Source organism: Vibrio celticus (genome assembly GCF_024347335.1).
Lineage (GTDB): Bacteria > Pseudomonadota > Gammaproteobacteria > Enterobacterales > Vibrionaceae > Vibrio > Vibrio celticus.
Window position 1 is genome coordinate 3,376,614 of the sequence record NZ_AP025463.1, and the last position, 23,540, is coordinate 3,400,153.

21 protein-coding genes and 2 pseudogenes are annotated in these 23,540 nt (G+C 44.0%); 9 read left to right on the forward strand and 14 right to left on the reverse strand.

Features of this window, described 5'->3' with window-relative positions:
- Nucleotide 1: 1 nt before the first annotated feature.
- The 5 genes from rfbG to OCV19_RS15160 all read right to left on the reverse strand — a co-directional run bounded on the left by rfbG (nucleotide 2) and on the right by OCV19_RS15160 (nucleotide 4,926).
- On the reverse strand, nucleotides 2-1,081 hold the full coding sequence (rfbG, locus tag OCV19_RS15140; protein ID WP_065675405.1) for a CDP-glucose 4,6-dehydratase: 1,080 nt from the start codon (nucleotides 1,079-1,081) through the stop codon (nucleotides 2-4).
- 3 nt (nucleotides 1,082-1,084) lie between these two features.
- On the reverse strand, nucleotides 1,085-1,858 hold the full coding sequence (gene rfbF / locus OCV19_RS15145; protein WP_065675404.1) for a glucose-1-phosphate cytidylyltransferase: 774 nt from the start codon (nucleotides 1,856-1,858) through the stop codon (nucleotides 1,085-1,087).
- Between the two features lie 22 nt (nucleotides 1,859-1,880).
- Entirely contained in the window at nucleotides 1,881-2,849 is a 969-nt protein-coding gene (locus OCV19_RS15150; RefSeq protein WP_065675403.1) for an FAD-binding oxidoreductase, read from the reverse strand.
- A 383-nt stretch (nucleotides 2,850-3,232) separates the two neighbouring features.
- Entirely contained in the window at nucleotides 3,233-3,553 is a 321-nt protein-coding gene (locus tag OCV19_RS15155; RefSeq protein ID WP_065675402.1) for a hypothetical protein, read from the reverse strand.
- Between the two features lie 167 nt (nucleotides 3,554-3,720).
- Complete coding sequence (locus tag OCV19_RS15160) at nucleotides 3,721-4,926, reverse strand: helix-turn-helix domain-containing protein (protein WP_065675401.1); 1,206 nt, start codon at nucleotides 4,924-4,926, stop codon at nucleotides 3,721-3,723.
- A gap of 287 nt (nucleotides 4,927-5,213) precedes the next feature.
- On the opposite strand from OCV19_RS15160, the gene OCV19_RS15165 reads away from it, so the two are divergent.
- The 4 genes and pseudogenes from OCV19_RS15165 to OCV19_RS15180 all read left to right on the forward strand — a co-directional run bounded on the left by OCV19_RS15165 (nucleotide 5,214) and on the right by OCV19_RS15180 (nucleotide 8,119).
- Nucleotides 5,214-5,600 carry a hypothetical protein gene (locus OCV19_RS15165; protein ID WP_083994253.1) on the forward strand — a complete coding sequence of 129 codons (387 nt, stop codon included), beginning with the start codon at nucleotides 5,214-5,216 and terminating at the stop codon, nucleotides 5,598-5,600.
- Nucleotides 5,601-5,611: 11 nt separating this feature from the next.
- Nucleotides 5,612-6,175 carry an N-acetylmuramoyl-L-alanine amidase gene (locus OCV19_RS15170; protein WP_083994252.1) on the forward strand — a complete coding sequence of 188 codons (564 nt, stop codon included), beginning with the start codon at nucleotides 5,612-5,614 and terminating at the stop codon, nucleotides 6,173-6,175.
- A gap of 295 nt (nucleotides 6,176-6,470) precedes the next feature.
- Nucleotides 6,471-7,569 (forward strand): annotated as a pseudogene (locus OCV19_RS15175) (ISAs1 family transposase).
- A gap of 214 nt (nucleotides 7,570-7,783) precedes the next feature.
- The gene (locus OCV19_RS15180; protein ID WP_004733275.1) at nucleotides 7,784-8,119 is read left to right on the forward strand and encodes a hypothetical protein; all 336 of its coding nucleotides are present in this window, start codon (nucleotides 7,784-7,786) and stop codon (nucleotides 8,117-8,119) included.
- 139 nt (nucleotides 8,120-8,258) lie between these two features.
- On the opposite strand, the gene OCV19_RS15185 is transcribed toward OCV19_RS15180, so the two are convergent.
- The 7 genes and pseudogenes from OCV19_RS15185 to yjbE all read right to left on the reverse strand — a co-directional run bounded on the left by OCV19_RS15185 (nucleotide 8,259) and on the right by yjbE (nucleotide 16,856).
- On the reverse strand, nucleotides 8,259-10,430 hold the full coding sequence (locus OCV19_RS15185; RefSeq protein WP_065676006.1) for a polysaccharide biosynthesis tyrosine autokinase: 2,172 nt from the start codon (nucleotides 10,428-10,430) through the stop codon (nucleotides 8,259-8,261).
- A 172-nt stretch (nucleotides 10,431-10,602) separates the two neighbouring features.
- Nucleotides 10,603-11,043, reverse strand: a complete 441-nt coding sequence (locus tag OCV19_RS15190) for a low molecular weight protein-tyrosine-phosphatase (RefSeq protein WP_017085171.1) — start codon at nucleotides 11,041-11,043, stop codon at nucleotides 10,603-10,605.
- 101 nt (nucleotides 11,044-11,144) lie between these two features.
- Nucleotides 11,145-12,281, reverse strand: coding sequence for a polysaccharide export protein (locus tag OCV19_RS15195; RefSeq protein WP_065676005.1), 1,137 nt, complete (start codon nucleotides 12,279-12,281; stop codon nucleotides 11,145-11,147).
- 450 nt (nucleotides 12,282-12,731) lie between these two features.
- Nucleotides 12,732-14,837: pseudogene (locus OCV19_RS15200) on the reverse strand (YjbH domain-containing protein); the annotation flags it as partial.
- A gap of 188 nt (nucleotides 14,838-15,025) precedes the next feature.
- The gene (locus tag OCV19_RS15205) at nucleotides 15,026-15,835 is read right to left on the reverse strand and encodes a capsule biosynthesis GfcC family protein (protein WP_065676003.1); all 810 of its coding nucleotides are present in this window, start codon (nucleotides 15,833-15,835) and stop codon (nucleotides 15,026-15,028) included.
- A 20-nt stretch (nucleotides 15,836-15,855) separates the two neighbouring features.
- Nucleotides 15,856-16,539: a YjbF family lipoprotein gene (locus OCV19_RS15210; RefSeq protein WP_065676002.1), complete on the reverse strand. Its 684-nt coding sequence runs from the start codon at nucleotides 16,537-16,539 to the stop codon at nucleotides 15,856-15,858.
- A gap of 101 nt (nucleotides 16,540-16,640) precedes the next feature.
- The gene (yjbE, locus tag OCV19_RS15215; RefSeq protein ID WP_065676001.1) at nucleotides 16,641-16,856 is read right to left on the reverse strand and encodes an exopolysaccharide production protein YjbE; all 216 of its coding nucleotides are present in this window, start codon (nucleotides 16,854-16,856) and stop codon (nucleotides 16,641-16,643) included.
- Nucleotides 16,857-17,106: 250 nt separating this feature from the next.
- Here yjbE and OCV19_RS15220 point away from each other — a divergent pair, with 250 nt between their 5' ends.
- The 5 genes from OCV19_RS15220 (at nucleotide 17,107) to OCV19_RS15240 (ending at nucleotide 21,482) form a co-directional block, all read left to right on the forward strand.
- Complete coding sequence (locus OCV19_RS15220; RefSeq protein ID WP_017061445.1) at nucleotides 17,107-17,541, forward strand: rhodanese-like domain-containing protein; 435 nt, start codon at nucleotides 17,107-17,109, stop codon at nucleotides 17,539-17,541.
- A 157-nt stretch (nucleotides 17,542-17,698) separates the two neighbouring features.
- Nucleotides 17,699-18,166 carry a protein-export chaperone SecB gene (gene secB / locus OCV19_RS15225; RefSeq protein WP_009847959.1) on the forward strand — a complete coding sequence of 156 codons (468 nt, stop codon included), beginning with the start codon at nucleotides 17,699-17,701 and terminating at the stop codon, nucleotides 18,164-18,166.
- Nucleotides 18,167-18,344: 178 nt separating this feature from the next.
- Complete coding sequence (gene gpsA, locus OCV19_RS15230; RefSeq protein WP_065676000.1) at nucleotides 18,345-19,400, forward strand: NAD(P)H-dependent glycerol-3-phosphate dehydrogenase; 1,056 nt, start codon at nucleotides 18,345-18,347, stop codon at nucleotides 19,398-19,400.
- 47 nt (nucleotides 19,401-19,447) lie between these two features.
- The gene (cysE, locus tag OCV19_RS15235; RefSeq protein ID WP_065676010.1) at nucleotides 19,448-20,269 is read left to right on the forward strand and encodes a serine O-acetyltransferase; all 822 of its coding nucleotides are present in this window, start codon (nucleotides 19,448-19,450) and stop codon (nucleotides 20,267-20,269) included.
- Nucleotides 20,270-20,330: 61 nt separating this feature from the next.
- A complete protein-coding gene (locus OCV19_RS15240) occupies nucleotides 20,331-21,482 on the forward strand; it encodes a murein hydrolase activator EnvC family protein (RefSeq protein ID WP_065675999.1) in 1,152 nt (383 codons plus the stop codon).
- A 61-nt stretch (nucleotides 21,483-21,543) separates the two neighbouring features.
- Here the strand turns inward: OCV19_RS15240 and OCV19_RS15245 are convergent, their stop codons facing one another.
- Nucleotides 21,544-22,182 carry a TetR/AcrR family transcriptional regulator gene (locus OCV19_RS15245; RefSeq protein ID WP_065675998.1) on the reverse strand — a complete coding sequence of 213 codons (639 nt, stop codon included), beginning with the start codon at nucleotides 22,180-22,182 and terminating at the stop codon, nucleotides 21,544-21,546.
- Between the two features lie 108 nt (nucleotides 22,183-22,290).
- Nucleotides 22,291-23,454 carry a nucleotide sugar dehydrogenase gene (locus OCV19_RS15250; protein ID WP_065675997.1) on the reverse strand — a complete coding sequence of 388 codons (1,164 nt, stop codon included), beginning with the start codon at nucleotides 23,452-23,454 and terminating at the stop codon, nucleotides 22,291-22,293.
- Nucleotides 23,455-23,540: the final 86 nt, after the last annotated feature.

Here is a 23,540-nt window from a genome sequence, read left to right on the forward strand (position 1 = left end):
ATTATTTACCTACTCGTGCTGTCATGTATTCTTTAATTTCTTTAATCGTGTATTGCTTCATGTCTTCTTTATTAATCCATGCTTTTTGCCAATTCACGATCTTATTCAATGTTGTGCTTAAATCCCAAACAGGTTGCCAATTCAAACGCATTTTTGCTTTTGAGCAATCTAACTTAAGGTAATGCGCTTCATGTGGGTGTTCACCTTCACTCAAGAACCACTCAGCGCTTTCACCCCATTCTTTCGTCATGGTTTCAACGATCCATTGAACAGGCTGAGCATCCTCTTCTTTAGGACCAAAGTTCCAACCTTCCGCAAACTGAGGCCCTTCATTATAAAGATGCTCAGCAACAGTTATATAACCTGATAACGGCTCTAATACATGTTGCCAAGGTCGAATAGCGTGTGGACTTCTAATTTCAACTTTTTTGCCTTCCGTAAAGGCATTTAACATATCTGGAATAAGTCTATCATCAGCCCAATCACCACCACCAATAACATTACCTGCTCGAACCGATGCTAAGGCACAGCCATGCTCGTGATATTTCTCTTTATTAAAAAAAGACTGGCGATAAGACGATGCTACTAACTCTGCACAACCCTTACTATTGCTATATGGATCATAACCACCCATAGCTTCATCTTCACGGTAGCCCCAGACCCACTCACGGTTTTCATAACACTTATCAGAAGTGATATTAACGACAGCTTTAACACCTCCTATCTGTTTCACAGCTTCAAGTAAATAAACCGTACCCATAACATTGGTAGAGTAAGTTTCCATTGGTTCATCATAAGATAATCGTACCAATGGTTGAGCTGCCATATGAAAAACGATTTCAGGTTTGAAATCATTCATCACTTGGCGAAGGTGAGTAAAATCTCGAATATCACCTTCTTCTGATGACATTCCAGCCCATACTTCAGCCTCTTCAAAAAGGCTAGGCGTTGTTGGTGCTAAAAGAGAGTAGCCCTTTACAATCGCACCCATTTCTTGAAGCCATAAAGATAACCAGCTACCTTTAAAGCCAGTATGCCCGGTAACAAAAACTTTCTTTCCTTGCCAAAAATTTGGATTCATAGGTTACTCCCAAATTTTCCAAGGTGCTTTACCTTCTTGCCATAACTCTTCTAAATAAACCTTATCACGAAGAGTATCCATTGGTTGCCAAAAACCATGATGCTCATAAGCCATTAATTCACCATCTTCGGCTAATTTGTTCAGTGGGTATTGTTCCCAAGTACAACTATCACCATCAATGTACTTAAGTACTTTGGGCGATAACACAAAGAATCCACCGTTAATCATAGCTCCATCACCTTTCGGTTTTTCTTTAAAGCTATTTACTTGTCCAGCATTAATATCTAATGCACCAAAACGACCTGGGGGAAAAGTCGCGGTTAACGTTGCGTTCTTTCCGTGTGATTTGTGGAATTCAATTGTTTTAGCAATATCAATATCACCAACACCGTCACCATAAGTAAAACAAAATGCGTCTTCATCTTTTATATGCTCAGCAACTCGACCTAAACGCCCGCCAGTCATTGAGTTGTCACCGGTATCGACTAGCGTAACTGTCCAAGGTTCTGCACGTTTACGATGCACCTTCATTTCATTTTCTTTCATATCAAATGTCACATCCGACATGTGCAAGAAGTAGTTAGCAAAATACTCTTTAATCACATAGCCTTTATAGCCACAGCAAATAATGAAATCATTAATACCGTGTGCTGAATATTGCTTCATGATATGCCATAGAATTGGTTTTCCACCAATTTCAACCATTGGTTTCGGTTTTACTGAGGTTTCTTCACTTAAACGTGTTCCTAAACCACCAGCTAAGATGACTGCTTTCATTATTAGCTCCAAGCTATAAAAATTATTTTGCGGGGGTAAATGCATCAGAAAAGAATGACTCTGATGGTAAATGATGATTAATAAATAGGTTTTTAGCTTCGTTGATCATAGCAACCGAACCACAAGCATACACTTCATGTTCTATTAAAGATTTGAAATCACGCATGACAGCATCTTGTACATAACCTTTATAAAAGTCACCTTCAGACTCTTCTCTAGAAAGTGCAGCGATAAATTTAATATTTTGATGCTGTTCGACTAACTTGATTAGAGCTTCACAATACAGCTCGCTTTGGTATTGCATGCCCCAATAGATGCGAACATCACGGGAGTCTTGCTTTTCAATAAGCTCTTCTACTATTGCTTTCAAAGGAGCAATGCCCGTACCTGTTGCAATCAGAATTAAAGGTTTAACGTTGTCTTTAACAAAGAACGTACCTTTCGGCCCTTCCATTCTCATCAATTGATTTTCTTTCACTTGACCAAAAATAACATCCGACATTTTACCCGCAGGAACTTTACGAATATGAAGCTCAATCTCTCTTGTTGCTTTCTTTGCATTTGCAATAGAATAACTACGTTTTATACCCTTGTAGCTTAAATCTACATATTGACCCGGAAGGTAATCAAAGCTGACAGTTGGAGGAAAGCGGAATGTGATAATAACAATATCACAGGTAGGATAATCAACACTAGCAACCTTACAAGGGACGGTTTGCTGCTTAATGTGAGCAAGCTCAGGATAGTAGTGAGCTTTCAATACTGCATCTGATTGTGCTTTAGATTGACACGTCAAGATCTGTCCTGATGTAACAATCTCTCCATCTTCGTTCTTAATAGAGCCAGACAACACCTCTGCCGAGCAAACACCACAGTCGCCAGTTTTACAGCTATGCTCTAAAGGAAGTGAGTTCGATAACGCATCTTCAAGTAGATTATCTTCGCTTTTATAACTCACACCTGCAGGCTGAATCTCAATATTATATTGCATTTTATTATTTTCTATTTTGAAACTTTCTAAATTTCAATCTCAGTCAACTTCGAGCCACTGAGACACTTTCTATTCATTTTGAGACAGTTTATTTTCGACTATCCCTTATAAAACCTAGATTTTACTTACTTTTAAAAAAGGACCCCAATAGGCCGCAAAAACGGCTAATCAAACCTTTTAGGCTTCCCGCATCTTTTAACTTGCAATTACTTGCTAGCAAGCTGAATTTGGGTACGCTACCGCCCTTAGGTTTGGCTCCTAAAGGCAATAGTTACAATTTGTACGCTTTATGCGGTTTTCATACGATTTTAAATATACTGCGCATTTTAGCAAAGTCAGTGCATATTAACCAGTTTGAAATTGCCCCTGTTTGGACAGACCTCTCACCAAGCATTTACCCAGCGGAAGCATTGTACGTCTTGCAGGTACTGAGTGCCTATGTGGTAGCGGTTTTCTTGTGCTGCCTTGCAATAGCGCTTTTCTATATCAATGAAAATGTTGCCGTTGCGGTATAGCGAGACGAAGCTTGGGTTGTTGTTTACCGCCAATAACGCTTTGATCTCGGTGCGTGTTAGCCCTTGTGGGTAGTGGCTAACCAGCAATTTCAAGAACTCGCCAATGCGCCCTTCCACTCGTGCTATCTCTTTCTCTAAAATGGTTACTTTTTCTTTCGTTGTCAGTTTCTTTAGGCTGGTATCGTCCATTTTCCCTCTCCTAATTGTACTTTTTGTTTCTTGACGTTTTTTGGCTAGATTCTCTTTTTGTCTGCCTTAGCGTTTGTTTTTTCTTAGCTCTTGGTTTCCTAAGGTCTTGTTTTTTCAAAAACTTGGGGCTATGTGAACAAGCGCTTATTCTGTGAATAATCGCATGGTCACTGCTTAGAATCCGTGCCGGGCGATTTGGATTGAAGTAAGGCCTTGATACGTGCTTCGAACGGGTTGGTGGTGCTTTTGGCTTTGTAGTCCGCTAAGGCCTGAGAGACAGGAGTGGGTTGTTGAGATGTGCTTTCAGCTTGATTGCTTTTGATTGGCTGCGCTTGGTTTGAAGCTGTTGTAGGCTCATCTACTTTTGTTGATCCTACACCTTTTATCGATTGAGCTTGCTTTGAGGATTTCACCGCTTGTGTTTGCTTAGCTTGTTTAGTCGCTCTTGTTGGTTTAAAGGCTGGTGATGAGTCTCGCTTCGCCTTGGCTTGGGCGCTTCTTTTTAGCCAGCCATTCACAAAGTGTCCAATGTGCTCAAAGGGTTTACGCTTATCGGGGTTGATGTACAGCCACGCTTGCATGGCATGCAGTTCTTGCAGCACATCTAACTTTGGGTAGGTGCGTTCTAATATGGTGGTGAACTCATGATAAATCGGCGCGCTGCCCTCTTGGGTGAGCAGGTGAATCACGGCTTCATTCTTTTGGTTTGTGGGTTTGGTCGATTTGGCTTGCGGTGTTGCTGGCTCTTTCTCGAGGGGCAAGGCAGCTTCAAGATCTGGGGCTGTTTTACAAGGAATCTCTGTTTTATGTTCTTTATGAAAGATTATGTGTGCCGGATGATCACTCTCCGTGGTGGATCTTGGGTCACCCAGGTGGGTGTCTGAATGATCGGTTTTCTGCGCCTGTTCTTTTTTCTTTTCACGCTCTGTCTTCTGAGTATGTTCTGGCGAGGTTGGCGGTAAGTCTGTTTGTTCTACCTTGGCGTTATCTAGGTCGGTTTGGTCATTTAGGTCTAGCTCTCTGTCTTCTTGATCGAGAGCTTTGTCTTCTTGATCTAGAGCTCTGGCTGCTTGGTCTAGATCGGCCTGCTGAATGTGGCTGTCGCTGGGTAGGCGTAGCTGATATATATTGCTGCGCTGGCGTCCTGAATCATCAAACCGCTTTATCCGCTTCACAAAGCCTTGTTTTTCCAATTCGTTAACGTGTCGTTTCACGGTTCTTACCGACACTTCGCAATATTGCGCTAAGTAATTTAGGGAAGGGAAACACACGCCACGCGCGTCTGCATTGTCGGCCAATTTTAATAGCACCAACTTACTTATCGGCGAGCCGGTTTTTAATGGGATGAAAGAAAGAATAAGAGAAACACACATGGGTAACGCTCCTTGTTAAATGACCATTCGTACTGAAATCCATTGATATAAAGGGCATTAACAACACTTTTTGGCGCTTTGGGGGCAAAGGTAAGGCGAGATAAAAAGTAACAAAAAGTGTTTCTCCTACTTGCTCTCACTGTTATGCAACAAGAACACTACTTAAGATGATTACCTTCGAAGCACCTCTCACTTTTTTGTGTTCCTCTGTTTTGGCGTTATTACCGCCAACCCCAATCAAGAATCTTGAAGTACATTGCCCTCCCCATACAGCAATAAGGTGCTTAATGAAGGCGATAGTTTCTCTTTTTATTTCAGCGTATCAACCCGGCATGGCAAGCATCGAATGCCGTTATTTTGAAGGCTTGCACTTTGAAAAAGCTTATTTCGAAGACTTGCTCTTGGAAGATCACAGCTATGAGGATATTTGTTGGATGATCAGCCGAGCGCGGCGCAGGCAGCCACTGGGGTATTACGTGATGTATTTACGCTATGTCAGCTACCACTCTGGTTATGCAAAAACCGTAGCCGCCAGTTTGAGACAACACATCGCATTGCACCCAAATTTAAAAGAATCGTTATCAACGTCTTTAATCGCCTATTTACAACAACACGAGGATTTATTTTGTCAAACACTCCACCAGCAACTGATCGAGTTCCACACCAGCCGTTAGAAGCACCTGTTTTGCAAGAGCAGACTTGTTCGCAAGAGCCAGCTGGTTCACGAGATCGGGCAGACTCAGAAGAGCAGGCTAGCAAGGTGGAGCTTATCCCCTCGTTAGAGCCTTGTTTACCTTCAGCATCCTACTCTTTCAGTCTGGTTTCGGTTTTACTCCGTTTGCCTCAGTGCCCGGCATTCTCATTTATTACGGTGCATTGCAGCGCCACGCAACCACAGCAAGATGTAGACGTAGCCGAGATTCGCAAATGGCATAAAAAGAAAGGCTGGCGCGATGTGGGATATCACTTTGTTATTCGTCGCAACGGGGATGTCGAACTTGGCAGGCCGCTGTCGCAAACCGGCGCGCATGTGAAAGGACACAACAAGGGCAATATTGGGGTTTGTTTGGTCGGTGGCTGTAATACCGAGCTGCAACCAGAAGATAACTTCACACTTGCGCAGCGTAAGGCACTGTTTGGTTTGATGGCGGCGTTACAAGAGCAGTTCTTGATTTCAGATGAGAATGTAAAGGGGCATAAAGATTGGGACGTGAATAAGGCATGTCCGGTTTTGAAGATAAAAGCTTAAGAACAGATGCGGGATGCGAGTAATCGGGATACGAAGAGCGGATGCGAAAAGTGAGAACAATAAAGTGAGAGTGGTGCTTTTAGCTCCTCCCCTTTATCACGACTGTTACTTGGCAAGAAATATCCAATATAAGGGGAGGCTGGGAGGGGTTGGTTAGGCATTAACTAGCAACCCCTCTAACTCCCCCTTTTATTAACATCACCACTCACAATAGTCCGGTGTTCAAGCAGGGCGGGATCGCACTTTGTTAACTAATGTGATCTAATAGTGGCAAATCCTCAGATACACAGCAATTTTGAACCTTATTGAATACTTATCTGTCGTCGAAGACACTCGCTCGGACATCAATCAGAAACACAACCTCATCGATGTCATGTTTCTAGTGATTAGCGCTATCGCATCGGGATGTGAAGGTTGGCAAGACATTGAATTTTATGGAGAAGAAAAGCTCGATTGGTTAAGGAAATATAGACCTTTCGAACATGGTATCCCTCGTAGACACACAATAGCTCGCATCTTGCGTTCCGTTGTTGCTGAGTCACTGCTCGAAGCTTTAGCCCTTTGGATAAACGAGCAGCGAACTAGCCATAACAAGCCCATTATCGCATTTGACGGTAAGGTGTTGCGGGCTCCTATCGTAACGACAGAAAACTGCGTTGCAGTTGGTCACCGCTTACGATACCGAGCGTGGTCTAGTTCTGAGCCAGAAGCCGACTGAGAACAAGAATGGTGAGATAAACATTGTACGCCAAATGCTTGATGTTATTAATGTAAAGGGTAGCGTTGTCACGGTTGACGCCTTACATTGCCAGCGTGAAACACTAGAGAAAATCAAAGACAAACAGGCACATGTCGTCGTCCAGGTTAAGAATAATCAGCCCAAGCTTCGAGCGGCTGTTGTGGAGCAGTTCCAAACAGTTTTTGATGCTGGCAAAGAGAAAATAGTCACCGAAATCAAAGAGAAAAAACATGGTCGCAGTGAAGAGCGATACGTGTTTCAGCTCAAGGCTAAATTGCCCGATGACTTAGCTAAGAAGTGGCCAACGGTAAGAAGCATCATAGCAGTGGAGCGCCATCGAGTGATCAACGGTAAAGGCACTGTAGATACGTCCTACTACATTAGTTCTTTGTCGCCGAACAACAAACTCCTGGGTCATTATATTCGCCAGCATTGGCGGATCGAGAACAGTCAGCATTACGTGTTAGATGTTGTTTTTAAAGAGGATAGTTCACGCATCACTTTAGATGGTGCAGTGGAAAACATAGCGTTGTTCAGGCGCTTTGTGATGAATATGCTCAAGCAATGTGACTGTGGTGCGCCAAGCCAAAAAGTGAAATTGAAAAAAGCGGCATGGAACGACGATTATCGGGCTAGAGTATTCTTTGGGTTATAAATCCATCAAAGTATGCTCCCGCCCTGGGTGTTCAAGGGGGAGGACCAAAAGCTAAGTCTTCGAATCATTTGAAGTGCAGATGCGGGATTCGAGTAAGCGAGATGCGAAAAGCTAGAGGAGCAGATGCGAGTAACGGGTAGCGAGATTCGAAAGGCTTAAGAGCGGGAATGACGAGAAAGGCGCTATATAACCATTCAATAAACCAAGGAGCAGTATGACATTGTTCGGAAGAATATTCGGGAGCCAGTCTTCGATTAGCAAGGGGTTAGATGCACTCACCAACACAGGAGATGCGATGTTTTTTACGGATGAAGAAAAAGCGAAGCACAAGCTGGCACTGCTTAAAGCGTATGAACCTTTTAAGTTAGTACAGCGCTACATTGTGTTGTTGTTCACTATTCCTTATGTGGCATTACATGTGATGGTAATTCTGGGTTGTATGCACGGTTACGATTGGAAACCGTTGGGGGAAATGACCAATGAAGCGTTTGGCTATCCGGTGTTAGCGGCGATTGGATTGTATTTAACGGGAGGGGTGGTAAAGAAGTAGAAGAGCAGATGCGGGTAGCGGGTAAACGGGATGCGAAAGGCTTAAGAGCGGATGCGGGATACGAGTAAACGAGTAACGAAGAGCAGATTCGAGTGGCGCTTTTCGTATCTCGCCACTCGAATCTCGTTACTGCTTTTAGTTATTTCTTGTCGCTAGAATACGTGTAGTTGTAGTAACCGTAGCCGTATGAACTTGATGCTTTCTTCTCGATGGCGTTGAAGATAACGCCTTTCACTTCGATACCTGATTGTTCGAAACGGTTACGAGCTACATCGATCTCTTTAATGGTGTTTTGGCCGTAGCGTGCCACCATTAATGTGGTACCAGCGAAGGCACCCACAATGCTTGGGTCGGTTACTGCCAGTACAGGTGGAGTATCGACAATCACCAAATCATATTCTTTTGATGCCCATTCCATGAGCTCTGCAAAGCGCGGGTGCATTAGCAGCTCAGATGGGTTGGGTGGCACTTGACCACGGGTAATGATTTCTAGGTTTTCTACTGGTGTCGTTTTAACTGATTGAGCGAATTCTTGCTTGTTGCTCAATACATCAGAAAGGCCGTTTTCCCACTTCAAACCAAAGCTTTGCTGTAGGTAACCTTTACGCATATCGGCATCAATCAACAGTACCTTTTGGCCAGTTTTCGCAGCGACCGCGGCAAAGTTGGTCGAGATGAATGATTTACCAATGCCCGGCGCAGGGCCAGAGATCATCAAAACGTTATTTTTCGCTTCTAGCATCGCAAAGTGCAAACTGGTACGAAGGCCACGCAGTGCTTCAACCGAAAGGTCCGCAGGGTTAGATTCAGCAAGCAGAGCTTGGGCACCCTTGGTTTGCTGTTTTTTCGATTTAAAGCGGTTAGTTAGCTCAACCTGTAAATCCGATTTTGGTACCGCTGCGTAAACCGGAAGGCCGATTTGTTCAATTTGGTCTGGGCTTTCAACGCCACGGTGGAACGCCGCTTTCACTAATACAAACGCGACACTTAGCATGCCACCCAGTAGCGTCGCCAATACAACAATCAGTGGCTTCTTAGGTTTAACGGCGCGAGCATACGCTTGAGCGTCATCTAAGATACGAACGTTACCGACCGTACCCGCTTTAATAATGCTCAGCTCTTGAACTTTGTTTAAAAGCTGGATGTAGATTTGTTGGTTTACTTCTACATCACGTGTCATACGCAGTACTTCACGTTGTGTTTTCGGTAGCTTTTGTACTTGCTTGTTTAGGCGCTCTTTCTCACCCAATAGCGTTTTACGCTTATCAAGCAAGGCTTTGTATGCAGGGTGATCTTTAGTGAAGCGTTGGCTGATTTCACTCTCTTTAAACGTTAGCTCATTTAATTGCGCTTCAAGCTCTACCATTACCTTCAAGGTTGATTGTGCTTCTAAGCCCAAGTCGATCGACTCGTTCTTCTGGCGGTAATTGTTCAGTACGTCTTCATAGCCGGTTAGCTCAGATTTAATGCCCGGAAGGTGGCTTTCTAAGAAGTCTAGGCTCTTCTCTGCTTCTGCTGAATTACGCTTCACGTTTTGTAAGAAGTAGATCTGGCTAATATGATTAAGAATTTCAGAAATCTGTTGTTTGTCTTCCCCTTCAAAGCTTAGCTGCAAAATACCGGTTTGCTTGCCTTGCTCAGACAGAGACAAAGAAGCTTTCAACCATTCGATTGCTTCTAGTCGGCTACGCTGACCTATTGAAAATTCAAAACCGTTGTGTGATTCAAAACCTGCCACAAACAAACTGTAATCGTCAGCGGTGGCTAGCTCACCCACTTTGCCTTGCAAGATAACGCGCTCATCGTCACGAACCAATTGGTAAGTACCCTGCTCCGCATCAACAATCTGAATGGTGTGTGCATAACTGCTCGCGTAGCTTGGCAAAGTAAAACGGCTTACTGCAATGTGGTTGATGTCGCCAGTTAAGCGGGCAAAACCTTTACCGACGATGGGTGCATAGTTAGGCGATGTCACCGTAGTCAGGTTAAACTTATCGACTGTTTCACCCAAGATCATACGAGATTTGATGATCTCCACTTCTGTTGTGGCAGAAGATTCTTGAGAGAACAGCTCTCCCATATCACCGACCATGGATGAAATGCCGCCAGAGCTCTTCTGTTCAATTTGAATCAGGGCATCTGCTTTGTATATCGGCGTTGAAAGCAGAGCAAACGCAATACCAAGCACAGCAAAAACAAATGTGGTCAGTATGATTAACCATTTAGCATCTAATAAGATACCAAGCAGCTTCCCTAGATCTATCTCATCAGAGTTATCTGTGTGTGATTGCTGAGATGGTTGTGTTGTCATCAGATTACGACTTCCTAAACTAGTATTTTGAAGAGAAGTTAAGTACGGCTTATTGGCTTCTCTTTTATATGATTCGATTAATGGCTGTGTGTATAGCTTAACTGGGTATCTCTAAAGCTCAACTGGCTATATAGAAAACTTAACGAGCTTTAGCTAACGCTTAACTTCTTCTCTAGAGCTTTTTCGCCCAAGCTTGTGCAGCTTCGTCAATCAGCTTGTAAGCGTATTCAAACGCTTCGCGGCTCTGACGGTGCGGGTCGGGAATGTCTTTTTGGCCAATCCACTGACCAAACAGCATGGTTTTACCACGCGCTTCCGGTGATATTTGAGTGAGCGCCTCCATATGGCCCTTCTCCATCACCAAGATCAAGTCATACTGAGCACAAAGCTGTGGTGTCACTTGTTGAGACTGATGATTTTCAACATCGACCCCGTTTTCTGCGGCGATTAAAATCGCGGTATCGTCTGCTGGCTTACCAATTAAACGACTTTTCTCGGCAGCAATACCGGCAGAGGCCACTTCTTTGTTGGGAAGCAACTTTTGAAGAACGCGCTCTCCCGTCGGGGAACGGCAAATATTACCCACGCAGACGACTAAAATTTTATTAAACATAACGGACTTCTAACTGTAATAGGCTTAACGAGATTCAAGTACTTATAAACATAAAAATCAGGTCACACGTAAATGTGACCTGATGATTGCTCTATCTTAGCCTAAGGCCAATTACGAACACGTAACGCACCTTCGGTTAAATTATTAAATCCGTTAATAGTTGGCAGCAACTGCCCAATTACACGGTTCCAACGGCTAATAGGTGCTGCCGTGACATAAACAATGTCGTAAGGTTTCAGATCAAACTCAGTGCCAATCACCAATGCAGAGGCATCTTCCATATTCAGCTGGTAGATGTCTGCCATGCGTTCTGACTTATCATCCGAAGTGCGAATCACAAACACACCCGTTGCATCGGCTGAAAGTTGGTTGATGCCCCCTACATAGCTTAACGCTTCTGTTAAACTCATTCCCGCACGATCAATTTTTAACAGTTGTGGGTCATTCACTTCACCCATCACAAATACTTTTTGAGCGTCATTGCGAGGTACATGAACAATATCACCGGCTTGCAGTAACCTATTTTGAGTCAAATCGCCTTTCTGCATCAGGGCATACAAAGAAATATACTCTTGCACTCCATTGCGAGTTAACGAAACATTCCGCCAATCCGCATCTTCCGACAATCCTTGCGAACGATTTATCGCGTCCAACAACGTTAATGGAATATTAGTGATCGCTTGTTGTCCTGGTTGCTCAACTTCGCCTGTAACATAGGTTTTTTGAGAACGAAAACCCGCTACGTTAACATCAACTTGAGGGCTTTCTATATATTTAGACAGACGCTTCGTGATATCAGTACGAATCTCATCGACAGTCTTATCTAATACATCAACGCTACCAATGTATGGGTAAAAGATAGTTCCATTTGAACGAACCCAATTACCCGCCTCTTCAGCACTACGATAAGAACCGGCAGGAATCGTCAGTTCAGGGTGATCCCAGATCGTGATATTTAAGATATCACCGACGCCAACTTGGTATTCATACTTTGCGATGTCTACGTCAAGCTCAGGGTTGGCTTGTGAAACCGACAATGTACCCGTTTGATAAGTCGATACTAGCTGTGCCGTCAGCGGATACACATTAACCACATCAGAGATGTCAGATTCTTGCTGTTCTTCTGAAGGCTGAATCACATTCTTATTGTCAGTGGAAAGGTGGGTCCCTGGAGTGGTACAGCCTGCTAATAATGCTGGCAGGAGCGCTAAAATGAGGCGATTTTTATTAATCTTCATGTTTACCAAGTCATAGAAACGGAATGTGTCTGGCGCCTAAAAGGACATCCAAAGAATAGAGGTTTTGTAATTTTATCAGTTACACAAGAGGAGATTAGAGAAAGTAATAAAAAATAGTAAGATCTTACTCCCATTTACAATTAATAAACGGGGACGCTACCGCCCTTTGATACTCCGCGACATCACACTGCGTAACTTATTTTATCCTACTCACTTAGGTGGCCCTAAAGACACTTAGAATTGAGTAGGATTATCTAATTAACTGAGCAAGTAAATGTTGTAAAAATGCCACCGCACACGCTTAGTTCAATCCGTGAACATTATCCACAATTTATGCTTATTATCAACCTAGTTGAATGGTTAAAGAGCAGGTGAGAGTAACGAGATATGAGTAAACGAAGCGCTCTTTCCCTGCTCTTCTTATCTCGTTACTCGTATCTGCTCCTAAATCTACTTCACGCTACTTGGCCTTTGGAACCAAGGCGAGCGAGCGTCGGTTTGTTCGAACAAGTTGTATTGCTTATTCAGCACTTGTCCACCATCACGAGTCAGCGGTTGCCATGTGAACTGAGCTCGGCTTGAGCTCGGCTTAACCGTGGTTAGATCAAATGGAATCGATACGTAAAAGCCTTTGGTGTAACTGCCTTCACCGTATTCTTCGGTGGTCATGTCGGTTAAGCTGACAAACGCCCCTGCGATAACACCGCTCTTGAACTGCTTAGAGAAATCGATACGAGTACCAATATCTCCCGCTAAGAATTTACCCACACCCACTTTAAATAAGGTATCACTTAAGAAATCCCACTGCGGCATGTAGTAACCGGTAACAAATCCGGTTGTGCCTTTATCAATCACCTTGTAGTAAGCCTTATCTTTTTCATGGTATTGCAGTTCTTCGTCAAACGTACCAAACCAACTTTCTGGGTCACGTTGACTGATGGCTGTCGCGTCGGCACCGATTGCCCAGTTGCTGTTGTATGGGCGATAAAGTATTTCACCACCTACACCTGCAAACATGCTCTCTAGGTAACCACCGTAAGCCTGAGTGTAGATACCGCTGCCATAGTCTTCAAACCACGTCAGCTGCAAGCGGTCTAAACGAACAGGCTCGTCAACGTAAGAACGGAAAAGCGTTCGCACTCGTGGCGTTTGCGCAGTGCCATCTGTTGGAATTTCATAATTAAACTTATCGTAGTTGTCGATCAAGTTGATATACAAAGAACCAGACAGCTCAATGTTGTTGGTCGCCCAGAAAGACGCATTGGTGTATAAGCCTAGAGCATATAGGTAAAAATTTTCCGCTGAGCCAAAAGATTGCGCCAAGTTAGGCGCGACAGACACGTCAAAACGTTCTCTACCATCGTGATAAGCGATCGCCGATTTCGATTCAACATCACTTGGCTGTGTAGCGTCTTGAATATCCGAGTCCAAATACTGGTATGTAGCAACTTGCTTAAATTGATTGGCATCGATAGTGGTTTGATTTAACTCACCGGCGCTGCTGGTTTCAACGATCTTATAGGTGTCAATATAGTCGGGGGCATAGTTAGCAATAACCGTTGCGCCACGTTCCTGCGCGACCTCTCGATTGCGGTATTTGACCTGCTCGCCTTTCACAATCAGCGTATTGTCGTCGACCAAGATCTGCGCTTGCTCATAACCCGCAACGGTCTCAAGTTCTTGAGTCAACTTGGCCAGTTCAACCTCATCCATGCTGCTTGCTTCGCTTGGTCGCAAAGTCGCCGCTTCGGTATCTCGCCACACCGAGGCTATTTGATTAAAGTTGGTGGTTAAGTCAAAGCCCATGGTTAGGGTGTCACCACGCTCATAACTGACTTTTGCCGTTGCCCAATCACTAAAGCGATATAAAGCGCCCACGTTCCATGGCGTATGTTGTGTCATGTCGACACCACCACGCATAACAGGGAAATCTTGTGAATAGTCATTGCTGTCGTATTCAAGCTTCAGCGTTAATGGCTTATAAGGTGTTTGATATTCTAAGCCACCATAAATTGCTGCATCGCCTTTGAACCAACGCTCAAAATCAACGCTGCCCCCATTACCTTTGAAATCAGACGGTCGTTCACAGAATCGATCGCTGGCTTTACAGAATGGATTGGTGAAGTTGCCACTGGTGCCCATGTAGCCCCAGCCCATGCCTAACGTGACATCAAGTGGGCCAAATCGCTTGCTCGCCGCGACAAATTCACCATCAAATAATCCTGTACCGCCAAAGTCACGCACTCCGACAGAAAGCTCGGGTAAATAGTAGCCTTCTTCCATTAAGCGAACTTTAAAATCGATGCCTTTGTCAGTGTACTTAGTGCAGCCACTGAATGAGTTTTGCGAGCAGTCTGCGCTGCCATTACCGCTATAAAGCAGATCTTGAACCTGGGTATAGCGAATGGTGGTTTCTAACCAAGGCATCAATTGCAGGCTAACGTTATAAAAATAATACTCGTTATTGAACGATGCACTTAGGTTGAATTCGCCCTCTGGAGCCATACGTGCGGTAGGCATTTGCATTAAACCCACCCCACCAAAATTGGTTTGAGAGTGCTTTAGCGTTGGCGTACTAAAGCCAGAAACCTCGACTTGAGAAGGTAGCTCTTGCGTGGTGGCAGAAAAGTCTCGCATGGTGGTCGAAAAGTCTTGCGCACTAACAGCAACACTGCTGACAGCCAGTAAGGCACCCGTAATCGAACTTGCGAGCAGAGTTAATGGAAATGATTGAGTAGCCGACATTACAAATTAACCTTATGACGTAGAAGTTCGACAATGTCTTGATTCAAAGTGGAAAACTCAGAAGGGAGCGAATCAAAGGCGATAAAAATAATAGCACCGGGAGCAAAATAAGCAGGCTTATTGTTCCAGTAGGCGTAACTGATTTCATTCACTTGCCCATCGGGTTGGATGACAAATGCCGTGCTGTTATCAGCAATATCGAGCAGCTGCCCTTTTGGCAACCGCGTTAAATAGTTATCTAGCTGAGCGTGTTCAACCAAAGGTAGCGTCTGAGCTTGCTTTACTGCCCCGACGACATTTACAGAGGTTGGGCGAGCGGTTAGATATAACGCAAAGTGCTGTTGTTCCGTTGATTCAACGCTAATCCCTTGCGCAGCTGGCTTTTTTGAAACCAATAAGGGATTTTTATCTGCCTGAGACATCACTGCGTTTTGGTCTAACTCGACAAAGTAGCGTGCTTGATAATCAAAAGATTCGAGCTGCTTAATCACAGGTTTTGCTTGTGGCTCTTGTGAAGAAAAATGCTTGAGCTTATCCAACACCTGTTGCTTTATGTTGTCTACCTGCGGTTGAGCATTGCGATCAAATAACTGGGCAGACAGCGGGAAGTACCCTAACGCGCCATTCGCATTGGCATCCGTTAATACTTGTTCTAAGCGCGTAGGTTGCGAATATTGCAGCGAGATACCTTGTACCGGTAACTCGACCGTAAGCACTGGAACTTGGCTTTGAGCCGTGGCAAGTGGTGGCGCTAGAACGCTACAAACCGTAAGTACTGCTGTGCATCCTAGTTTTTTTAAATAATTCATTTTATTCACTCACAACTTTGTTACTTAGGTTGGTTGGCTTGATAAGGTTTTAACAATGTCAGCTCTAAACGGGTCATTTCAGGGCCAAGGTATTGAACGGTTTTGACGACTTGTCCCTGTTTGTTTACCCAATATTGATTCTCAATATCTTGCCCTAGGGCAGGGTAACTGACCTGCTCTACAAACTTGCGCGCCTCAATGTTTGCAATCGGAGTTTGTACGGTTTCTTCATTAAGATATGTTCGAACGATGTTTGCACTGTAGCCAAATCGGTAATCGGGTTGCCAATCGTAGGTAGCTTGCCACTCTTGAGCCTTGGGCGTTGCCGACAAATCAAAACCCGGCACCAATGTATTGGCCGGTTTAACTGTTAAGCCAGATAGATTTTCATAAGGCAGGAGTAAGGTTTGAACCACTCGTCCATTTTCCGTCACGATCATGGCTTTATCTGATGACATCCATTTGAGTTGTTCAGCCCCGGTTACGGGGTTTTGACCAACAAAAGCCAACACCATAAAAATCTTACCTTGGTCGTTAATTTCAGCATAAATGCTGGCGTAAGGCAGATCTTGAATATATTCCGCAGTGGTACTGACGTCGGCATCACCAAAGATAGCTTCATTGAATGTGGAATTAAGATCTTGGAACTGTTGTGAGCAGCCAGTAACTAGCAGCCCTAAAAATACGATAAGCGGTTTGATCATGATTATTTTGCTTCCTAGCGAGGCGATTTAGGACACTCTGATATAAAAAAACCATTCTATGCTTTCACATAAAATGGTTTTATACCGACTGCAACTATAAATTAGTTAGTTGTAGTTGTAGTTGTAGCGCCGCCGTCGTTAGAAGCAACAGCAACTGCTACGCCTACTGCGACTGCTGCAGTTGTTACTGCTACTGTTGTTGCTGTACCCGCTGCTGCTGCTGATGCGCCAGTACCTGCTGCTGCACCTTCTGCTGCTGCAAAAACACCGCCAGAGAAGCTAACAGCTAGTGCTGCCGCTAAAGCCATTTTTTTCATAATGATTCCCATTGATATAAACGTTTATATGCTGAGGCTAAAAATGCCCTCAGCCGATTGTTCAGCTTAAACAATCAATTAATAATATTAGTGAATAAACGTGTTCAAGTAAATGCATAATTTGTAGACAGAAATCATTTTATATCTCACCTCTTATCACAACCCTATGCTCCCTCTGTATTCTCCTAACCTTTCTCGCTATACTCCTACCCTATAATTTTTCGCCCAATAACGAATAAGAGTTCAAGATATGCAAGAGTTAGTTCCATTTGTTCAAGAGAATATGATTTTAGCCATCGTATGGATCGGCTTGGTTGTTGCCATCATTGCGAACGTTATCAAGACATCAAACGCAGCCTACAAAGAGATCACGGCAGCGCAAACCACACACATGATTAACCGTGAAAACGGTGTTGTGGTTGATATTCGTACTAAGGATGAGTTCAAAAAGGGCCATATTACGGACGCAGTTCACATTTTACCGTCAGATATCAAAGCAAATAGCTTTGGTAGCCTTGAAAGCCACAAAGCAGACCCAATCATCGTAGTATGCAAGACAGGTCAAACCGCTCAAGAAAGCGCTAACCTAATGGTTAAAGCCGGTTTCGAAAACGTAAGCGTACTGAAAAGCGGCTTAGTGGCTTGGAGCGAAGCTAACTTACCTTTGGTTAAAGGTAAGAAATAAGTTAAAGGCAAGAAGTCGTTAAAGGTGAAAAGCCTTTAAAGACAAACAGCCGTTAACGACAAGAAGTAAGCTGACCTGATTACACGAATATGACTTTAAGGTTTTGTCCGGCAGATATGACGAACAAAACCTAATTTAAATTTTTAAGGACAAGAAAATGGCTGAAGCAGCACAACAAGACGCACAACAAAACTTCGCAATCCAACGTATCTTCCTAAAAGATGTATCCTTCGAAGCGCCAAACTCTCCAGACATGTTTCAAAAAGAGTGGAACCCAGATGTAAAACTGGACCTAGACACTCAAAGCCGTGAACTTGGCGAAGGCGTGTACGAAGTAATTCTACGTCTAACTGTTACAGTTAAGAACGCAGAAGACACAGCATTCCTTTGTGAAGTTCAGCAAGGCGGTATCTTCTCTGCAAGCGAGATGGAAGCAGGTCAACTGGCTCATTGCCTAGGTGCATTCTGCCCGAACATCCTATTCCCGTACGCTCGTGAAACAATCTCTAGCCTAGTAGTTAAAGGGACGTTCCCACAACTGAACCTAGCACCAGTAAACTTTGATGCATTGTTCATGAACTACCTACAGAACCAAGCACAGCAAGCTGAAGGCGAACAGGCTTAAGTCTCAAAGTAGAACTTAACTCTAACGATTCAAGCGCTAGTTAGCTTTTAAATGCACATCGCAACTTCTGCGATGTGCATTTTTTCTTTACACTGTACTAAGATTGAAAGCTCTTCTTATTTTAGTGGATAGCTTTTTCAGAACTCTTCGATTTCCCTCATTATTTTTAGGTGGAAGCATGACAGAAACAACTCGCGCGACAGCCGCTTACGGTAAAGACAGCGCTTACGGTAAAGACATTGCGATGACAGTGATTGGCGCAGGTTCTTATGGGACATCTTTAGCGATATCTCTAGCGCGTAACGGTGCCAATGTTGTTCTTTGGGGACATGACCCTGTTCATATGAATCGCCTTGAATCAGAGCGTGCAAACAATGAGTTTCTACCAAATATAGAATTCCCAGAAAGTCTGATCATTGAATCTGACTTAGAAAAAGCAGTGACTTCAAGCCGAGACCTTTTGCTTGTTATCCCAAGCCACGTATTTGGCGTTGTGCTTAACAGCGTTAAACCTTACTTAGCCTCAGACTCTCGCATCTGTTGGGCAACCAAAGGCCTAGAACCAGAAACAGGCCGCCTGCTTAAAGATGTCGCGCATGATGTGCTGGGTGATGGTTACTCGTTAGCGGTTCTATCAGGGCCTACCTTCGCCAAAGAGTTAGCGATGGGCATGCCAACGGCTATCTCTGTCGCTTCACCTGATGAAGTATTCTTAGAAGAGCTGCAAGAAAAAATTCACTGCGGCAAAACATTCCGCGTGTATGCAAACTCAGATTTCATTGGTATGCAGCTTGGCGGCGCAGTCAAGAATGTTATCGCAATTGGCGCAGGCATGTCGGATGGTATTGGCTTTGGTGCCAATGCACGTACCGCACTTATCACTCGCGGCTTAGCTGAGATGAGCCGATTAGGTGCAGCTCTCGGCGCACAACCAGAAACCTTCATGGGCATGGCAGGGTTGGGTGACTTAGTACTGACATGTACCGATAACCAATCACGTAACCGTCGTTTTGGATTGGCTTTAGGTTCAGGTAAAGACGTCGATACTGCACAAGAAGAGATCGGCCAAGTGGTCGAAGGCTATCGCAACACCAAAGAAGTTTGGTTATTATCAGAACGCATGGGCGTTGAGATGCCAATTGTTGAACAAATTTATCAAGTGTTGTATCAAGGGAAAGATGCACACTTAGCAGCACAAGATCTACTTGCGCGAGACAAGAAGTCAGAGCGATAACATCGCTTATTAAGTCGTGGAATGAAATAGATAAAATGGATGGCAAAATGAAACACTGTGAACAGCAAAAGGTTTGGCAATGCATTGTGAAGGAAGCTCGACAGCAGTCAGAGCAAGAACCTATGCTTGCGAGTTTTTACCATGCCACCATTATCAACCACGAAAGCTTAGGCGCAGCATTAAGTTATATTCTAGCAAACAAGCTCAAGACGGCTTCAATGCCCGCAATGGCGGTGCGTGAAGTGGTTGAACAAGCATTTAAGCAGGATCAATCGATTATCGATGCTGCCGCTTGTGATATCTGCGCGACGGTAAATCGAGATCCTGCGGTCGAGATGTACTCGATGCCTCTGCTTTATCTGAAAGGCTACCACGCTTTGCAAGGTTACCGAGTGGCTAACTGGCTATGGAAACAAGGACGAGTAGCACTTGCTACCTATCTGCAAAATCAAATTTCGGTTGCTTGCCAAGTGGATATCCACCCTGCTGCTCGTATTGGTAAAGCGATCATGCTCGACCACGCGACTGGCATTGTGATTGGTGAAACAGCCGTCGTTGAGAATGATGTATCGATTCTTCAAGATGTGACCCTTGGGGGTACCGGTAAAGAAGGGGGCGATCGTCACCCTAAGATCCGCGAAGGCGTGATGATTGGCGCTGGCGCTAAAATCCTCGGCAATATTGAAGTTGGCGAAGGTGCTAAGATTGGCTCTTGTTCTGTGGTTCTTCAGGCAGTTCCACCTCATACAACAGTCGCGGGTGTCCCGGCCAAGATTGTTGGCAAGCCAAAGACAGATAAACCATCTCTAGATATGGACCAAGGGTTCAATGGTCGCTCTCAGAACTTCATCCATGGTGATGGGATTTAAGAGCAGATGTAGATTCGATTCAGCTAAATTCTAAAAATTCAGAGCAAATGAATACAACTAAATGACGATAATGATGAAACAAACTCGAGCCATTAGCCGGACTCTTCTAATATCTGCTAGCCTTTGCGCTGCTCTTTTATCTACATCGTCATTTTCCGCCTCTCAGGGAGAACTGAAAGGCGTATCAAGCGAAATATCTCGACAACAAAAAGCCCTCTCCTCACAGCAAAAAAAACTCGACAACTTACAAGCTAACCTCAAGCAGCAAGAGCTGGCTATCGCTGCGCTTGAAAAGGCCATTCTCGAGAGCAAGAAACAACTTAAGGCAGCCAATGCGAATGTGGTCACCTTAGATGCGAACATAAAAACGCTCACCGAGCAGAAAAAAATCCATACCGATAAGTTAGAGCAACTGATTCAGACTTACTACATGACCAGTCGAGCTAAAGCTTCTTTTCACATCCTCAACACGGGAGTCGAAGAAGATCGTATCAGTCACTATTACCAACACCTTGCCAAAGCTCGCTCCGCAACAATCAAAACGATTGAACAGACGCAACTTGAATTAGAAGAGAGCCATAAACAGCGTCAACTTGAACAAGAACAGATAGCAATCCTGTTAAAACAGCAAACCACCAAGCGCGATACGCTAGCCAAAACCCAAACACAACGTAAGAAAACCGTTGGTAGCATCAAGAAGAACATCTCGGGTGACAAGAATTACTTAGCAGAGCTTCAGCGAAATGAGACTCGCCTGAAAGCTGAAATCGCAAAAGCAGAGAAAGCGGCTCGCGAAAGACGTAACGCCGTTCCTATGGATGGTTTAGCTAAACGCAAAGGCAAACTACCTTGGCCAATCAAAGACAAAGTTCTGCATAACTATGGTTCACGCCAAACTGGCCAAGTAAATTGGAAAGGCATGGTTATCAACGCCAAGTACGGGCAGCAGGTAAAATCGGTGTACTCAGGCACTGTGGTATTTGCCGAGTACTTACGAGGCTATGGTTTAGTGGTACTGCTTGACCACGGTAAAGGTGATATGACGCTCTACGGCTTTAACCAAGCACTACTGAAGAAGGAAGGTGACAAAGTGAAAGCAGGCGAAGCCATCGCGCTTGCGGGTAACACTGGCGGTCAAACCCGCCCATCATTGTACTTTGAGATTCGCAGAAACAGCCAAGCTCAGAACCCGAAGAGTTGGTTAGTCAGATAAGGGCAGATGCGGGATGCGAGTATCGTTCTTCGTTGCCCGTATCTCGCTTACTAGTCTCTTTCTACTTAGAGTTCAACGCTCTCACACCGTCTTCCAATAATGTCAGCTGTTCAAAACCTTGAGCAGTCGCAATGGGCTTCACAGTCGCGATCATCTGCAGCATTCCTTGGTGAACGACTTGCTCAGTAATTTGAGCTTTTGGAGACATCGCAGACTGATAAGCTAACCAACCCGATGCGATCAAGTGAAGAGAAGTGACCATCGATTTCATTTCCGAATCCGTTGCTTTGAGCAAGTTCAACTCAACAAAGGCTCTCATGATATCGACAAGGTTGGTTTGTAATCTTTCTTGCACGGCCATGTAATCAAGGTGGAGTTTTTCATCACGTGACAATATTTCAGGCAGATTCGCATAGAAGAATCGGTACTTCCACATCAGTGTGAAAATAGAATCTAAGTAGGTCTTTAGTAGCGTCAGGCTTTCTTGCTGGCCTTGAATCGGCGTGAACCTTTCAAGTAACTCTGTCGAATAGAGAGTAAAGATGTCACGGACAATTTCTTGCTTGTTGCGGAAGTGGTAGTAGAGGTTACCAGGGCTAATTTCGATATGCTCAGCAATATGATTGGTCGTAATACTACGCTCACCGTGCTCATTAAAAAGCTCTAGAGCAGCGTAAACAATCTTGTCACGTGTTTTCATTAGTTATTAGTATCCCTATCCGTTTAGAGGTTCAGTATATCGCCACTAAACGGATAGATCGAGCTGTTAACATCTGGTCTAATTAGCATTAGCTAAAATAAAACCAGATCAATCACTGCCAAAGAGGTCTCGTGTGTAAACCTTATCTGCAACGTCTGCGATCTCTTCAACCATTCGATTCGAAACAATCACATCGGATACGGCTTTGAACTCTTCTAGGTCAGAATAAACCTTCGAGTTAAAGAAATGCTCTTCCTCTAACACAGGTTCGAATACGACCACTTCAATACCTTTAGCTTTCAAACGCTTCATGATGCCTTGAATCGAAGAAGCACGGAAGTTGTCCGAACCAGCCTTCATGATCAAACGATAAATACCGACAATTTTAGGCGAGCGCTTAATAATTGAATCCGCAATGAAGTCCTTACGAGTGCGGTTAGCATCGACAATGGCACCGACAATGTTGTTTGGTACATCTTGATAGTTAGCTAACAGCTGTTTGGTGTCTTTTGGTAAGCAGTAACCACCATAGCCAAATGATGGGTTATTATAGTGATTGCCAATTCGAGGGTCTAAACCAACGCCTTCGATGATCTGACGAGAATCCAAGCCGTGCGCTTCGGCGTAAGAATCGAGCTCATTGAAATAAGAAACACGCATCGCTAGGTAGGTATTTGAGAATAGTTTTACCGCTTCCGCTTCTATGGAATTAGTAAATAGCACGTCGATATTCTCTTTTTCTGCACCTTCAACAAGAAGATTAGCAAACACTTTAGCGCGTTCAGAGCACTCACCAACGATAATACGTGATGGGTGTAGGTTATCGTACAGGGCTTTGCCTTCGCGTAAAAACTCAGGTGAGAACATAACGTTTTCACAGTTCAGTTCTTGCTTAACGCGCTCAGTATAACCAACAGGCACCGTTGATTTGATCACCATGACAGCATTTGGATTGATATCCATGACGTCTTTAATGACCGATTCTACAGAACTGGTATCAAAATAATTATTTTTTGGATCATAATCGGTTGGAGTAGCAATGATGACAAACTCAGCATCTTTGTAAGCCGCTTTATCTGTTGTCGCCCTGAAATTCAGCGTCTTAGTTAATAGAAAGTGCTCAATCTCATTATCTACAATCGGCGACTGCTTATTATTCAGCATTGCAACTTTTTCTTCAATAATATCTACCGCGACTACTTCATGGTTTTGTGCCAATAACATCGCATTTGATAAGCCAACATATCCAGTACCGGCTACTGCAATTTTCATATTAATACCTATAATTTTGAGTTATTTACTCAATTTAATCCATAAATTTACTGGTCATATCATACTCTGCTTGGAGAATTATTCCA